Here is a 14,514-nt window from a genome sequence, read left to right as displayed (position 1 = left end):
TGCCGTCACGCGCCAAACCCGCCATCGACATTGAGCACGCTGCCGGTGATGAAGGAGGCGTCCGGGCTTGCGAGAAAAACCACGCCGGCGGCGACTTCCTCGGGACGACCGAAGCGTTGCAGCGCGTGCTGCTTGCGCTGGGTCTCGGCGAACTCGCCGCCATCCTTCGGATTCATGTCGGTGTCGATCGAGCCGGGCTGCACCACGTTCACCGTGATGCCGCGCGGGCCGAGGTCGCGTGCTGCGCCCTTGGTGTAGCCGACCACGGCTGCCTTGGTGGCGACGTAGTCGGCAAGACCCGGGAACGAGGCGCGATCAGCCAGCATCGAACCCACGGTGACGATGCGGCCGCCTTCGCCCATCAGCTGCGAGGCGGCACGAATTGCCGCGATCACGCCGTGCACGTTGATCTGATCCTGGCGGGCCAGCGCTTCCGTATCCGCCTTGGCATCGTCGATGGCGCCACCGGCGGCGACGCCGGCATTGTTGACGAGGATGTCGAGATGGCCGAATTCCTTGGCGACGTCGTTGACCAATTGAGTGACGTCCTTCGCGGAAGCCTGGTCGGCCTTGAAAGCGCGCGCCCTGACGCCCTTCGCCTTCAGCTCCGCGACCACAGCCTCCGCCTTGTCGGGCGAAGCGACATAGCTGATGGCGACGTCAGCGCCTTCATCGGCGAGAGCGCGGGCGCTTGCCGCGCCGATGCCGCGCGAGCCGCCGGTAACGAGGGCAACCTTGCCTGAGAGCTTCTTGGTCATTGGATTTCTCCATTCCCTGGGTTTGCGATTGACCCTTGGATAAGCCTCCGCCTGTGGTATAGAAATAGAAACTATCGAAACACATTGTTTCCCAATAAATCCCGATCGGACCGGCGGCCATGGCAAAACTCCCCGATTTCGAGGCGCTCGCGATTTTCGCAAAAGTCGTGGAATTACGGTCGTTTGCGGGGGCCGCGAGCGAACTTGCGATGTCCAAAGCGACGGTCTCGAAGGCCGTGACCCGGCTGGAGGAGCGGTTAGGCGCCCGCCTGTTCAACCGCACCTCGCGCCGGCTCGCGCTGACCGATGCCGGCCATAAGCTCGCCGACCGCGCGACGCGCCTTCTGGCCGACGGCGAGGCAGCGGAGAACGAGGCGCTGGCGCAGTCGGTGGCGCCGCGCGGCCTGGTGCGGCTCGCGGTGCCCATGACGTTCGGCATCAAGGCAGTGGCGCCGCTGCTGCCGGAGTTCTTCGCGGCCTATCCGGAAGTTTCGGTCGATCTGCATCTGAGCGATGCGACCGTCGATCTGATCGGTGAGGGTTTCGACATGGCGATCCGGATCGCGCGCCTGCCGGATTCCTCGCTGATCGCGCGGCAGCTCTTCACCATGCCGCGCTACACCGTGGCCGCGCCGTCCTACCTGAAGCAACACGGACGGCCGACGCATCCGATGCATTTGGCCGAGCACAAATGCTTCAGCTACGCCTATCTCTCCACGCCCAACGTCTGGCACTACACCAATTCGGCCGGCGAGCAGGCCAGCGTACGCCCGGGCGGCCCGCTTCGCGTCAACAACGGCGAGGCCGTGATGCCGGCGCTGATCGCAGGTCTCGGCATCGCGGAGCTTCCCGAGTTCATCGTCGGTGAGGCGATCTCGTCGGGCGAGGTCGAAGTGATCCTGAAGGACTGGAAGCAGGCCGAGGGCGCCGTGCACCTGGTGACGCCGCCCGGCGGCCCGCGCCCCGCCCGCGTCGAAGCGCTCGGCGATTTTCTCGCGGCCAAGCTGCCGGGCACGTGCAAGCGGCGGACGAAGAAGAGTGCGAGGGCTGGATAGATCCTTCGTGGGCACGGCGCTTTGCGCCTTTGCCCACCCCGCGAGACCTCGCTAGTCTATCCTGCAAACGGCTATCGTAGGGTGGGCAAAGCGACTTGTCCGCCGTAGCTCGAAGAGCGAAGGCGGAAGCGTGCCCACGTCTTTGCCCGAGGGAATCGCAAAGCCTACCGTCTTGGACTAAGCCACCTTCACGCCGTCGATGGCGACAATGCGCAAGCTCGGCTTCACCGTCTTCTCCAGCTGGGCCTTCAATTCGTGAACGCGCGGGTCGCTCGAACGCTTGGCACAAACGGCATATTGATGGACGGATTGAGCCAATGCGCGTCGCGCTTCCGGCGTCTGCGTCAGTTCGGGCTTTGAAAGCCGCAACACGATCGCTGCGAGATTCACCAGCATCTCGTCCAGCGCAACGTCGATGGTCGCCAGATTCCGCATCATCCACTCTCCCTGAGAAGGCAACAGCGAGTCCGGACATGCGTTCCTGAAGGAGCCCGACATGGCTAACGCTTCGTAAACGTCTTGTTCTTGCCGCCTGGCGCGTTAGGCTGGCAGCGAAACAAGAAAAATCAGGGGAGGGCATCATCATGGATCGACGCGGTCTCTTGCGTGCGGCTGCGGCATTGCCGCCGACGGAGTTTTTACCCAAGCAGTTTGCCAAGGCGAAGAAACGCTAGGCGCCGTCGCGTTGCGGTCATAAACTTTGTTGTCTATATCCGCGCCGCGTTTTGTTTCCTGCTTCGTGTTTCTCAACAACCCGATCGACCGCTACATGATGCTTCGTCTTGTTTGCCTCGTCCTGTTCGCACTGTGCCTGGCCGGTCCCGCGCAGGCGCAAACCACCCAGCCGGCGACGGTTGCCAAGCCGGCAAAGAACGCGCCTTCCAAGCCGGCACCTGCTTCGCGGTCCACGCCGCAAGCTGCAGGACCGTGCGTCGGCGTGATATCGCTGCTGGGCGATCGCTTCATCGTGAAGAAGATCGGCGCGACCGTGTTCGGCAACGAGAACAAGGAGGTTCCGGTCGACGGTTTTGGGCTCGATGACCTCGTTGTCGAGCGTGTGAGGAGCGCGGTCAGCTCCGGTTTTGTCGTCCGCAGGATCGCTGCCGATAAATCCGCATTCAATTCCTACGATCCCGGGCTTGGCATGTTCGTTCGCAGCGACAAGGCCGGCGCCATCGTCCGACAAGTTGCCGGTCAGGCCGGATGCAAACGCTATGTCGTCGTGATCAAGGGAATACGCCAGGGTGGATTCTTCGGCATCGGTGTCATGAAGGGCAGCCCGTTGTACAACATGGCCGACATCTACGCGGTGATACGGATCTACGTTCATGACGGGCAAAGCTTCGATATTCTGAAGAGCGGCGAAGGCTCGATCAGCGGAAGCAACTTTATGACCGGGCCGCCGACGCTGCGTATCGATTGGGCGCAATGGCCAGAACCGCCGGAAGCCGCCAACAATCCAGTGATGCGCGCGTCGACGCGGCAACTGCTCGGCAACGTCCTCGACAAGAGCCTGCCTACCTTGTTGCAGTCGCAGTAGTTGAGGAGATGCGGCCAACCGGTCGACACCCCCTCCAGGCCCCCGCCGGGGAGGGTGCAAGCGCACGGGTATCGCAACACAAATCCGTTCCGGTTAGGCTGCCTCCCAACAACGAAAACAATCGGGGAGGTACCAACCAATGAAACGCCGCGAACTCCTGAAGGCCGCTGCCGTGCTGCCGCTCGCACAGGCAGCTTGCTCTCAATCAAGCTTTGCCCAAGCTCTTTATCCAGCGCGCAACATCACCCTGATCGTGCCGTTTCCGGCCGGAGGCCAGGCCGATCTCGCGGCACGGCCGGTCGCCATGGCGCTGGAGCGGATCCTCGGCAAGCCCGTCATCGTCGATAACAGGGCCGGAGGCGGCGGCGGCTCGGTCGGCAATGCAGCCGCGGCACGCGCCGAGCCCGACGGCCACACGCTGCTGATGACGCTGTCCTCGCTCGCGGTGCTCCCGGAGGCCGACCGCCTGTTTGACCGTCCCGTCGCCTATGAGGTCTCGCAGTTCATGCCGATCGCGCGGGTGCTTGCCGATCCCACGCTATTGGCGGTGCCGGCCTCCGCGCCGTGGAAAACGGCGCAGGATTTCGTCGAGGATGCCAAGAAGCGTCCGAGCCAGATCACCTACGGCTCGTCGGGGCCCTACGGCACGCTGCATGTGGCGATGGAGATGTTCGCAAGCAGCGCCGGCATCAAGCTGCTGCACGTGCCGTTCCGCGGCGCAGGTCCGGCGCTGACCGCGATCCTCGGTGGCACCGTGCAGGCGATCGCCGCCGCACCGGGCACGCTGAAGCCGCAGGTCGATGACGGCAAGTTGCGCGTGCTCGGCAATTGCGGTGCGCAGCGCATCGCGAGCTTCCCTGATGTGCCGACCTTCCATGAGCTCGGCTACAAGGACGTCGAGTTTTACATCTGGGCCGGGCTGTTCGCGCAGAGCGCGCTGCCGGCGTCCGTCGCAACACGTCTGCGCGAGGCGATGGCGCAGGTGATGACGAGCCCTGATGTCCTCAAGGCCTTCGAGACCTCGGGCAGTCTCGTCGCCTATCAGGACGCCCCGGCCTTCGCGCAATTCATTGCGGCCGACAGCGCGCGCCTGATCGCGGCGGTCAAGAAGATCGGCAAGGTGGAGTAGGGCCAGGTTCAGGATTCGCCGGGGCCAGGCCGCGTCGGGTGTGCCGGTACTATCCCGGCTCGGGAATGCGCCCTCGTAGGTGCGCCTTCCAGCCGTCCTGGCTGCTGCGCTACCGGTAAAGTCATGACGACCGGCAATGGTCGCGCCGAATTGTGCCACGTGGCCACTCGGCATGATCATGCGGTGACTCGCGACGTGTTGCCGCAGCAGATGGACAAAAGCGAAAATCCACACGGTCCAAGGCGCCGCCGGCTTTGAAAGGCGTTGCGCGGCTTGGCCGGCGCGATATCAGTATCGCGGTATTCGAGCCTGGAGACGCGCGTCATGGCAACTCACGGCGGATCGATCCGCGGCGCGCCGCGTCTCGGCTATGCCGGCGACCCGAGCGGGCCGACCTATGACGCCTGGCGGGAGGAATTTTGCCGCCACGTGATGTGCGGCGATCTGGCGCCACTTGCGTCGGGACCGGTGCATTGCGATCTGACCGCGCTGGCGCTGCCCGGACTCAGGTTGTCGGGAGCCGCGGGTTCGCCGATGCAGTTCGTCGTGACCGGTGCCGATCGCGACAACGCGCTCGCCTTCGTGCTTGCGACGACCGGCCCGATGCGCATCACGGTTGGCGGGCGGACAGTCGATCTCGAACCGATGGCCACTGGCCTTGCCGACGCAGCACATCAAGGGGCCGACGTCTCGCAACTGACCGAAGGGCGGTTTCAGTCACTGTTCATCGCGCGTCGGACGCTGCTGGCCTGCTGTCCCGACGCGGAGGATCGTATCGCGCGGCCTCTCGTGCACAACCCCGCACTCGCGGCTTTGCTGCACCAATATCATGATCTCACGGTTCGGCACGCTCCCGATCTCGATGCACTGGCGCAGAGTGCCGCCTCGCAGCATCTGTTGGACCTCGTGGTCCTCATGCTGGGGACCCGGCGTGACGAGACCGAGCTCGCAAAGGAACGTGGTCTTGCGGCCGCGCGCCTCGAGGCGATCAAGGCCGACATTCTGGCCCGACTCGGCGACGGCGATCTCTCGCTTGCCAGCGTCGCGCAACGCCATCGGGTCAGTCCGCGTTCGATACAATTGCTGTTCGAGCGCACCGGCGTCACGTTTTCCGAGTTTCTGCTTGAGCAGCGGCTGATGCGCGCGGCGCGGCTGCTCCGCGATCCGCTGCACCGGTTGAACAAGATCAGCGATTTCGCTTACCTCTGCGGCTTCAACGACGTCTCGTATTTCCACCGGACATTTCGGCGGCGCTTTGGAATGACGCCTTCGGATGCGAAGGTCCACGACATGAACATGGACGACAAGCCCTGACGGAAGTTGGTTCCAAGTCCGCTTTCACGTTTTGTTGTTGAAGCAGAACCTTCCCGTGCCTCATTGATTGAGGAGCTTTTGAAGAACCCGGAAGGATTCTGGACATGCGAACAGAGCGGATTGCGCTGGGTGTGGCGCTCGCTGTCGGCGGCATCGTCGCGCAGGGCGCAGCATTCGCCGAAGAATATCGCGGAACCATGGAACAGCAGATGGCCTGCACCCCGGATGTGTGGCGCCTGTGCAGCGACCAGATTCCGGATGTGAGTCGCATCACGGCTTGCCTGCAGCAGAACACGCCCCAGCTCTCGAGCGGCTGCCGTGCGGTGTTCCAATCCAACAACCAGATGCCGCCGCAACAGCAGGTCCCACGCAATCGCGCCGCGCCGCCGCCGCGCTATAACAATGCGCTGCCGCCACCTCCGCAGGCGCAACCGCGTCCCTATGAGGATGACGATTAGGCTCTCTTGAGCGCTTGATCCGGCAAGATGCGCAAGCGCTGGGCGCGACGAAGCGGCCGTGCCGCCTCGTTCAGCGCTCTGTTCTGCTGTCCGATTCAGGTCGGTTGCCGAGCACCATCCGCATGACCACACCGAACAGAATGGCTGCGACCGGCCAGTGAAACCAGATCTTATGGCTGGTCAAAAGATTGATCACAATCAGGAAGGCCGACACCGTGAGGGCCGCTGCGACCGGGCGGGGCAGCCTTGTGAGCCAATCCGAGACGACATTCATCGGCGAAGATGGCGCGCGCCTGTCGTCCATCCACGGAGCACGCGCTCTCTCTGAGGGAGTTGTACGATCCCCGATCGCAAAGCTCCCTGACCCGGCGGCCTGGCCACCCAGGGTCAACCGATAGCTGGTCAGCGGCGCAATGTTCTTCATCGGCCGCTGGCCGAGGCAGTCGAAGCCAACGGACAATTTGTTGTGCACCTGATCGTAGACCGAGCTCGAGATCACGACGCCGCCGGGCTCGGCGAGCTCTTGCAGGCGCGATGCGATATTGACCCCGTCGCCATAGATGTCGGAGCCGTCCACCATGACGTCGCCGAGGTTGATGCCGATGCGAAACTGCATCGGGCTCGCCTGGGACGCGTCCGAAGCCTGACTGGAGATTTCCTGCTGGATCTCGACCGCGCATTGCACGGCCTCGACGACGCTGGCGAACTCGGCGATCACGGCGTCGCCCCAGGTATTGACGATGCGGCCGTCATGACGCTCGACCAATCGCGCAATGGCCGTACGGTAGCGGCGGAGCGTCTCCAACGTTCCGGTCTCGTCCGCTTCCATGAGACGAGAATAGCCGTACACGTCAGCGCACAGCACGGTGGTCAGTCGTCGTTTCACCTTGTCATCGGTCATGGCCGCTATGCTAGCCTGCCTGACCGGCAAATGCATCAGGCATCCAGTCCGGCGCCGCCTTACGGCCTGACCTCGCAGACATCGACCCATTCGGCCGCGGTGAGCGCGGCCATCCGCTCCGGCGTGATGCGCACCGCGCTGTGGGTCGAGCCCGCGGCCGGCACCACGACGTCGAACGCCTTCAGGGAGACGTCGCAATAGATCGGCAGCGGCGACTTCAGCCCGAACGGGCAGACGCCGCCGACCTCGTGCCCGGTGATCTCGGCGACCTCCTCCAGCCCCAGCATCTTCGGCTTGCCGCCGAACTGCGCCTTGACCTTCTTGTTGTCCATCCGTGAGGTGCCGGCGGCGACGATCAGGATCACGCGCTCGCCGATGCGCAAGCTCAGCGTCTTGGCGATCATTCCGGGCTCGACACCATAGGCTTCGGCGGCCAGCGTCACGGTGGCCGAGCTGATCGGGGATTCGATGACGGAGATGTCGGGGGCTTTCTCGGCGAAGAAGGCGCGAACGGATTCCAGGCTCATTCCGGGCAGCTCATTCCAGTCTCACGGGACGGCGATGCCTAAGCAATCATTGGCAGCTCGGACAGCGCCCTGACGCGGTGGTCCGGCGCAAAGCCAAGCTCGTCCATCTGGGTGCGGATCGCCCTAAACATCGTCAGCGGTGCCACGAGTTCGGTCTCGACGCAAGCCAGCGCCATCGCTTCCGGCGTCACCCGCTCGATCCAGGCGACATTCAGCCCAAACGACTTGGCTCCCGCCACGTCCCAGGGATTGGAGGAGACGAACAGAACCTCGTTCGGCGCGCTCCCGAGCTGCTCGCCGATCAGCTCATAAGCCTCTGGGCTCGGCTTGAAGATCTTCTTGGCATCGACGCTGATGGTGGCATCGAGCAGGCTGTCGAGGCCGGAGTTGCGCACGAGTGCGTCCAGCATGTCCGGGCTTCCGTTGGAGAGGATCGCAAGCTTGCGTGGCTTCAAGGCTGCAAGCGCGCTTGTCGCATCTGGATAGAGATCGAGATGCAGATATTTCGCGATCACGCGCTCGAACGCCTCGCTCTCATAGGCCAGCCCAAGCACGCGCAGCGTATAGGCGAGCGAGTCGCGGGTGACCGCGGAAAAATCCTGGTAGCGCTGCATCAGCGAGCGCAACCAGGTGTATTCGAGCTGCTTGATGCGCCAGATTTGCGTGATGATCTCGCCATAGCCCGGAAACGCATCCTCGGTGATCTCTGCGACCGACTGGATGTCGTAGAGCGTTCCATAGGCGTCGAACACGACGGCTTTGATCGTCATTGGCCCGTCCTCTTTGTCGTCCAGCCATCCCGCTCGGCGAACACCCGGCTGACCTCCGCCATATGCTCCGTGCCCCACGTGCAGAGCGGCACCAGAGCTTGGGCGAGGCTGTGACCCAAAGGGGTGAGACTATAGTCCACCCGCGGCGGCACTTCCTTGTAGTCGGTCCGCTTCACCAGGCCGTCGGCCTCCAGCTCCTTCAGCTGCTGGATCAGCACCTTGTCGCTGACGTCGCGCACGGCGCGCCGCAGCTCGCCATAACGGGTCGGGCCGTCCTGGGCGAGGAAGTACATGATCAGCGGCTTCCACTTGCCGGAGACGACCCGCAAGGTCGCATCGAGGCCGCAGGTGAAGCCGGGCAAAGTCGGGGTGCAACGCTGGACGTCTGCTTCAGCCGGCGCCGGCGCGAGATTTTGGTCTGAACGATCTGACGACACTTTTTGGGCACTTACCAAAAGGTGCATACTTGTCGATAGGTGGGTACGCCGCCAGCTCAGTGCAACCTCAGTGAAGGAGCACATCATGAGCAGACTACAAGGCAAGACGGCAGTGGTGACCGGCGGCGGCACCGGCATCGGATTCGGAGCGGCGAAACGGTTCGTCGAGGAAGGCGCGTTCGTCTATCTGTTCGGGCGGCGCCAGGAGCCGCTCGATGCCGCCGTCGCGCAGCTGGGGTCCTCGGCGCGCGCGGTCAGGGGATCGGTCACGGACCTCTCAGATCTCGACCGACTGTACGCCACAGTGAAAGCCGAACGCGGCGGGCTCGATATCCTGTTCGCCAACGCCGGGACCGGATTGTTTGCGCCGCTCGGCGAGATCACGGTCGAGCACTACGATCACATCTTCGACGTCAATGTGAAGGGACTGGTATTCACGGTGCAGAAGGCGCTGCCGCTGATGCGCCAGGGTTCGTCGATCATCCTGACGGGTTCGAGCACGGGGGTGATGGGGACGCCGCAATTCAGCATCTACAGCGCGACCAAGGCTGCGATCCGCAATCTGGCGCGGAGTTGGGCGCTCGACCTGCGCGGCACCGGCATCCGCGTCAATGTGCTGTCACCGGGGCCGATCAAGACGGAGCTCGCGTTGGAGATCGTCGGCGAGGAAGCGTTTGATGCGCTCGGCAGCACCACACCCATTGGGCGTATCGGCGACCCCTCCGAGACCGGAGCGGTGGCCGCGTTCCTGGCGTCCTCGGACAGCAGCTTCATGACCGGCGGCGAAGTGTTCGCCGATGGAGGCCTGGCGCAGGTCTGAGGTTTTGTGCGTGAGGGCTTCGGTCATTCGATCGAAGCCCTCGATGCGCCGCGACGCTAAATCCCCAGCAGCTTGCGCGCGTTCGCCTTCAGCACCTTCGGCCGGATCTCGTCGCGGATGTCGATCTTGGCGAAATCCGACAGCCAGCGGTCCGGCGTGATCACCGGCCAGTCCGAGCCGAACAGCATCTTGTCCTGCAGGATCGAGTTGATGTAGCGCACCAGGATCGGCGGGAAGTACTTTGGCGACCAGCCCGAGAGGTCGATATAGACGTTCGGCTTGTGGGTCGCGACCGACAGCGCTTCCTCCTGCCAGGGGAAGGAAGGGTGGGCGAGGATGATCTTGAGGTCGGGGAAATCGGCCGCGACGTCGTCCATGTACATCGGGTTGGAATATTTCAGCCGCATCCCCATGCCACCCGGCATGCCTGAGCCGACGCCGGTCTGGCCGGTGTGAAACAGCGCGATCGCGCCGCCATTGTTGATCTCTTCATAGAGCGGATAGGCCATGCGGTCGTTGGCGTAGAAGCCCTGCATGGTCGGGTGGAATTTGAAGCCGCGCACGCCGTATTCCTCGATCAGCTTGCGTGCCTCGCGCGCGCCCAGCTTGCCCTTGTGCGGGTCGATCGAGACGAAGGGGATGAGGACGTCGAGATGGTCGGAGGCGACCTCCAGCATCTCGTAATTGTTGTAGCGGCGGAAGCCGGTCTCGCGCTCGGCATCAACCGGGAAGATCACGGCCGCGATGTTCTTGGCGCGGTAATAGGCCGCGGTCTCCGGCACCGTCGGCGGATGCTTGTTCGGCGACTTGAAGTACTCCGCCATCTGCGCCTGGAAATCGTCATAGCCGTCGTCGGCATGGCAGCCGCAGGGCTCCTCGGCATGGGTGTGGATGTCGATGGCGACGACTTTGTCGATATCAGGCAGCTTCAGCTTCGGCATGGGTGTCCTCCCGACGGGTTGCCGAATTGATTATATGATATAACGAATTTGGCAAGGCGTCCTTGAAAGCCTTGAACGCCTTGAACCGCTTGAACCCTCTTGGGATAAATCAGGCCGATCCGGCCGGTTCGACTGTGCATGGGGTTGTTTTCGCGAATTTGCCGGTTCGGAAGGCGGCAGTTAACATTGACAGCCCCTCCCGCCATGCCTTAAGAACCGCCCCGTCCCGGGCGGTCGTCCGCCAGCGGGAAAAATCTCATTTTGCCACATTCGCGCGTGCCGAAACGGTAGTGCCGAACACGGCCTTTCGAACGTTCAGGATTCTGCCATGAAGGTCCGTAACTCGCTGAAATCGCTGCGCGGTCGCCATCGCGCCAACCGCCTGGTCCGCCGCAAGGGCCGGGTCTATGTGATCAACAAGGTGCAGCGCCGCTTCAAGGCGCGTCAGGGCTGATCTCGCCCTGCCGGACGCCCGCGCGCCCGCAAGACCACGGTCTCACACGAGTTTGACGCCGCCCTGCTTTGCAAGGGCGGCTTTGCGCGTTTAGACTTTGGCCATGGCTTTGAGATTCCCTTTTGCGCGCACCCTGTGTCTGGCACTTGTGCTGGGAACCGTTGGCCTCGCTCCAGCTCTGGCGCAGCAGGTTGAGCCGCCCGGCAAGCAGAAGAAGCTCCCCGAAGCGCCGGCCAAGCTGCCCAAGGTCGATCGCAGCAAGAATCTCGATTTCCTGTTCGGCGCGTTGAAGGCGGCGCCCGACGAGGTCAGTGCCAAGCATGTCGAGGCCCGAATCTGGGCGATCTGGCTGCAGACCCCGAGCGACACCGCGGCGCTTCTGATGGCGCGCGCCAAGACCGCGGTCGACGCCAAGAAGATCGAGGTCGCGATCAAGCTGCTGGATTCGGTCATCAAGCTCAGGCCCGACTATGTCGAGGCCTGGAACCGGCGCGCCACGCTCTACTACATGCAGAACGACTATGGCCGTTCGCTCGCGGATATCCAGCAAGTGCTGATCCGGGAGCCGCGCCATTTCGGCGCGCTCGCAGGCCTCGGCATGATCATGCAGGAGGTCGGCGACGAGAAGCGCGCGCTCGAGGCCTATCGCAAGGCGCTCGCCGTCAATCCGCATCTCGAAAAGATTCCCGATCAGGTCAAGTCGCTGACCGAGAAGGTCGAAGGTCGCGATATCTAGCCTAGAACTCGATCATTTCTTGAGGGAACGTGGCGTCTTCGGATTAACCACGATCGGAAGCGCGGCGTCGTGAGGACTATTGTCGGCGCCGCGGCGGGCCTACCTGCATGGCAGGAGCCAAAGCCATGAAGCGTTTGATTGTTGCGAGTGTGTTGCTGCTCGCGTCGGGGACGGTGAGCTTCGCCGATGGACTGTTCTGGGTGGTCGGCAACCGCGCCACCGGAAAATGCAATATCGTGACCAGCAATCCGGTCATCATCGGCGACATCTGGTTCGGCGACGGTCCCTACAAGTCCAGGGCCGATGCCAAGCTTGCCCGTTCGACGATCCGCGCCTGTCCGGCACTCACGCCCGACGAGGAAAAAGACGAGGACGGGTCGAACTAAGTCGCTTGCACCTAGTGCAGGACGCTGCCGCCGCGCTCGACCAGGCCGTGGTCGGCGGCTGCGGCGTAAGCCTTTGCCAGCTCGGTCTCGAGATGCTCGTTGATCAGGAGCAGCGCCCGCACGGCACCGCGCAGGTCGCCGTTGCAGCTCGCGACAATTTCGTCGATCGCAGTGTCGTTCGATCTGAAGCTCATCGAAAATCCTCCGGTTCAAACCAGGACAAATTCTGCCGGTCTTTCCCACATCCCCTGGGGCCTGCGAGGAGGATCGGCGCCCACCCGCGCCTAGATGGCGGAACCGACCATGGCGATTATATGGAAGCCGCGATGACGGCTGCATGAAGCTGTCCCGAGGCTTGCGTGTCCTCTTGAAATATTGTTGATTCCATTGAGTTTTTACGTTCCGCAATTGTGCACATATCCACAGCCCCGGCATTTTTGGTGGACGCATGGAAGGCCGGTGGATCGAAACTGCCGCCGATCGGACCCGTAACTCCCCAGTGCCCAGCATCTCCCGGATTCTCTCCATGATCGTGATGTCAGTCGTGACGGCGCTGGTTCTGCTGGCGCTGGTCACGCAGGCCGGAATCCTCGCCGTGCAGCGCGCCTTTCCGCCGCAAGGCAGCATGGTCGAGGTCGATGGCGCGACGCTTCACGTCGTCGATATCGGCCCGCGCGATGCAGGCTTGCCGATCGTGATGCTGCACGGCGCGAGCTCGAATCTCGAAGCGATGCGGCGTCCGCTCGGCGACCTCCTCGCCAAAAACCATCGCGTCATCCTGGTCGACCGTCCCGGCCACGGCTGGAGCACGCGCGCGCGGCGCCAGGATTCCACGCCGCAGATCCAGGCGCGGATGATCGACGATGCGCTTCACAAGCTCGGGATCGAACGGGCGGTCTTCGTCGTGCATTCCTGGAGCGGCGCACTCGGTGCGCGGATTGCGATCGATCATCCGGCCCGCGTCGCCGGGCTTGTCATGCTCGCGCCCGTCACCCATCCCTGGCGCGGCGGCGTCGGCCGCTACAACGAGATCATGGCAACGCCGGTGATCGGCCCGCTGCTCGCCTACACCATCACGCTGCCGCTCGGTTACTTTGTGGCCGAGTCCGGTGCGCGCAACGTGTTCCTGCCGCAGATGATGCCTGATGGTTTCGTGCGGGATTCAGCGACTCCCCTGCTGCTGCGCCCGCGCGAATTCATCGCCAATGCCTATGATCTGGTGACGCTGAAGGAAGCCGTCGCCGCGCAGGTCGCGCGTTACGGCGAGATCAAAGCCCCGGTCACGATCATCGCCGGCGAGCCCGACAAGACGGTCAGGACCAGCATCCACGCCCGCCCGTTCGCCGCCATGGTGCCGAATGCGAAGCTGATCGTGCTGCCCGATCTCGGCCACATGGTGCAGAACGCCGTGCCGGACCGCGTCAAGGCGGAGATCGAGACGATGATCGGCACGATCACGCCGGCACAGGCGGCCGCCGATTAGAGCGTTCGAGCGAGGTGGATGTTTCCGTAGCGAGCTCTCGTAGGGTGGGCAAAGGCGCACCGTGCCCACGATCTCTCAACGAGCAAGGTCTTGTTGGGTGGGCAAAGGCGCGCTCTTTGCGCGCCGTGCCCACGATCATTCTCGGAATTGCACTGGGATGTCCCGTACGTCACCAACGTCCTGCCCTGTGCGCGTCGATATCGAGACACTTGCGGTTCCCTCGGGTGAAGACGTGGGCACGCTTCGCTTTGCCCACCCTACGGCAGGAGGCCTTGTGTCGCCTTCTGTCAATCCACCTTCGCAAAAATATTCCACTTTACCGAAATTCGGTTTTGTCGTATGTGTCGGCCATCCCGGCTCATCAAGAGGGGCGATCTCGAGGTCGTCTTGATCGCGAGCCGGGCTTGCGGTGGACGCGGCAGCGTCGGCACGAGAGGCGCGGGCAGGGCGGGTAGTCCCTGTGAGCCCGAAACCGCGTGCAGACGAGCGGCGCTGTCAGGTTCGTCTCGCCTGTAAGTTTCCGGCTTCGTCGACAGGGCTGGAAAGACTGCGGGTGACATGGCGGGCCGTGCGTACGGCAAAACCGTGTGGTCCTGGCCGTCGTTGCCACGGTCAAGCCTGTCGCGAAGGTGCGAGCGAGCCCAACCGGGCGGACTGCATCACCAATTCGCGGGGCGAGGGAGGCCAGAAGGAAAGTTCGGCTCCCGGGAGAGCACGGCATAAGCCGTCCGACCATCGCGCAGGGAAGGCCGAGTGATCGGCACCACCTGTATGCTGCTGTGCGGTTCTTCCTGCGTGCGCATTT

The 14,514-nt window shown here is 63.5% G+C and carries 18 protein-coding genes; 10 read left to right on the top strand and 8 right to left on the bottom strand.

Translation table 11 applies throughout. The features are described from left to right. Positions 1 to 5: 5 nt before the first annotated feature. On the bottom strand, positions 6 to 758 hold the full coding sequence (locus IVA79_RS01105; protein WP_247549706.1) for an SDR family oxidoreductase: 753 nt from the start codon (positions 756 to 758) through the stop codon (positions 6 to 8). A gap of 119 nt (positions 759 to 877) precedes the next feature. Between IVA79_RS01105 and IVA79_RS01100 the strand changes: the two genes are divergently transcribed. Then, positions 878 to 1,813 (top strand): LysR family transcriptional regulator, encoded by a 936-nt coding sequence (locus tag IVA79_RS01100; protein WP_247549704.1) that lies wholly within the window; start codon positions 878 to 880, stop codon positions 1,811 to 1,813. Positions 1,814 to 1,990: 177 nt separating this feature from the next. Here IVA79_RS01100 and IVA79_RS01095 read toward each other — a convergent pair whose 3' ends face one another. Next, positions 1,991 to 2,248, bottom strand: coding sequence for a hypothetical protein (locus tag IVA79_RS01095; RefSeq protein WP_247550530.1), 258 nt, complete (start codon positions 2,246 to 2,248; stop codon positions 1,991 to 1,993). A 532-nt stretch (positions 2,249 to 2,780) separates the two neighbouring features. Here IVA79_RS01095 and IVA79_RS01090 point away from each other — a divergent pair. The 4 genes from IVA79_RS01090 to IVA79_RS01075 all read left to right on the top strand — a co-directional run bounded on the left by IVA79_RS01090 (position 2,781) and on the right by IVA79_RS01075 (position 6,254). After that, the gene (locus tag IVA79_RS01090; protein WP_247549694.1) at positions 2,781 to 3,353 is read left to right on the top strand and encodes a hypothetical protein; all 573 of its coding nucleotides are present in this window, start codon (positions 2,781 to 2,783) and stop codon (positions 3,351 to 3,353) included. 139 nt (positions 3,354 to 3,492) lie between these two features. Further along, positions 3,493 to 4,482 carry a tripartite tricarboxylate transporter substrate binding protein gene (locus IVA79_RS01085; protein ID WP_247549692.1) on the top strand — a complete coding sequence of 330 codons (990 nt, stop codon included), beginning with the start codon at positions 3,493 to 3,495 and terminating at the stop codon, positions 4,480 to 4,482. 324 nt (positions 4,483 to 4,806) lie between these two features. Continuing rightward, positions 4,807 to 5,796, top strand: coding sequence for an AraC family transcriptional regulator (locus tag IVA79_RS01080; protein WP_247549691.1), 990 nt, complete (start codon positions 4,807 to 4,809; stop codon positions 5,794 to 5,796). A gap of 104 nt (positions 5,797 to 5,900) precedes the next feature. After that, entirely contained in the window at positions 5,901 to 6,254 is a 354-nt protein-coding gene (locus tag IVA79_RS01075) for a hypothetical protein (protein WP_247549689.1), read from the top strand. 70 nt (positions 6,255 to 6,324) lie between these two features. On the opposite strand, the gene IVA79_RS01070 is transcribed toward IVA79_RS01075, so the two are convergent. The 4 genes from IVA79_RS01070 to IVA79_RS01055 are packed head-to-tail and all read right to left on the bottom strand — an operon-like array spanning position 6,325 to position 8,814. Further along, positions 6,325 to 7,155 carry an adenylate/guanylate cyclase domain-containing protein gene (locus IVA79_RS01070; RefSeq protein WP_247550528.1) on the bottom strand — a complete coding sequence of 277 codons (831 nt, stop codon included), beginning with the start codon at positions 7,153 to 7,155 and terminating at the stop codon, positions 6,325 to 6,327. 59 nt (positions 7,156 to 7,214) lie between these two features. Then, positions 7,215 to 7,682: a YbaK/EbsC family protein gene (locus tag IVA79_RS01065; protein WP_247549688.1), complete on the bottom strand. Its 468-nt coding sequence runs from the start codon at positions 7,680 to 7,682 to the stop codon at positions 7,215 to 7,217. 38 nt (positions 7,683 to 7,720) lie between these two features. After that, positions 7,721 to 8,452, bottom strand: coding sequence for a haloacid dehalogenase type II (locus IVA79_RS01060; RefSeq protein WP_247549686.1), 732 nt, complete (start codon positions 8,450 to 8,452; stop codon positions 7,721 to 7,723). Beyond that, positions 8,449 to 8,814 (bottom strand): helix-turn-helix domain-containing protein, encoded by a 366-nt coding sequence (locus tag IVA79_RS01055; RefSeq protein WP_247550523.1) that lies wholly within the window; start codon positions 8,812 to 8,814, stop codon positions 8,449 to 8,451. Before IVA79_RS01055 ends, IVA79_RS01060 begins: the two co-directional genes overlap by 4 nt. Positions 8,815 to 8,974: 160 nt before the next feature. On the opposite strand from IVA79_RS01055, the gene IVA79_RS01050 reads away from it, so the two are divergent. Continuing rightward, positions 8,975 to 9,709, top strand: coding sequence for an SDR family oxidoreductase (locus tag IVA79_RS01050; protein ID WP_247549685.1), 735 nt, complete (start codon positions 8,975 to 8,977; stop codon positions 9,707 to 9,709). Positions 9,710 to 9,765: 56 nt separating this feature from the next. Here IVA79_RS01050 and IVA79_RS01045 read toward each other — a convergent pair whose 3' ends face one another. After that, positions 9,766 to 10,650, bottom strand: a complete 885-nt coding sequence (locus tag IVA79_RS01045) for an amidohydrolase family protein (protein ID WP_247549683.1) — start codon at positions 10,648 to 10,650, stop codon at positions 9,766 to 9,768. A gap of 328 nt (positions 10,651 to 10,978) precedes the next feature. Between IVA79_RS01045 and ykgO the strand changes: the two genes are divergently transcribed. The 3 genes from ykgO to IVA79_RS01030 all read left to right on the top strand — a co-directional run bounded on the left by ykgO (position 10,979) and on the right by IVA79_RS01030 (position 12,226). After that, a complete protein-coding gene (gene ykgO / locus IVA79_RS01040) occupies positions 10,979 to 11,104 on the top strand; it encodes a type B 50S ribosomal protein L36 (RefSeq protein WP_006611362.1) in 126 nt (41 codons plus the stop codon). Positions 11,105 to 11,207: 103 nt separating this feature from the next. Further along, positions 11,208 to 11,840: a tetratricopeptide repeat protein gene (locus IVA79_RS01035; protein ID WP_247549681.1), complete on the top strand. Its 633-nt coding sequence runs from the start codon at positions 11,208 to 11,210 to the stop codon at positions 11,838 to 11,840. 125 nt (positions 11,841 to 11,965) lie between these two features. After that, positions 11,966 to 12,226: a hypothetical protein gene (locus IVA79_RS01030; RefSeq protein WP_247549679.1), complete on the top strand. Its 261-nt coding sequence runs from the start codon at positions 11,966 to 11,968 to the stop codon at positions 12,224 to 12,226. Positions 12,227 to 12,237: 11 nt separating this feature from the next. Here IVA79_RS01030 and IVA79_RS01025 read toward each other — a convergent pair whose 3' ends face one another. Continuing rightward, positions 12,238 to 12,420, bottom strand: coding sequence for a hypothetical protein (locus IVA79_RS01025; RefSeq protein WP_247549678.1), 183 nt, complete (start codon positions 12,418 to 12,420; stop codon positions 12,238 to 12,240). Positions 12,421 to 12,752: 332 nt separating this feature from the next. Here IVA79_RS01025 and IVA79_RS01020 point away from each other — a divergent pair, with 332 nt between their 5' ends. Next, a complete protein-coding gene (locus tag IVA79_RS01020; RefSeq protein ID WP_247549676.1) occupies positions 12,753 to 13,709 on the top strand; it encodes an alpha/beta hydrolase in 957 nt (318 codons plus the stop codon). Positions 13,710 to 14,514 lie beyond the last annotated feature (805 nt).

Source organism: Bradyrhizobium sp. 138 (assembly GCF_023074075.1).
Taxonomy (GTDB): domain Bacteria; phylum Pseudomonadota; class Alphaproteobacteria; order Rhizobiales; family Xanthobacteraceae; genus Bradyrhizobium.
The sequence above is the reverse complement of the archived record's forward strand: the minus strand, read 5'-3'. Positions and strand labels throughout refer to the sequence as shown.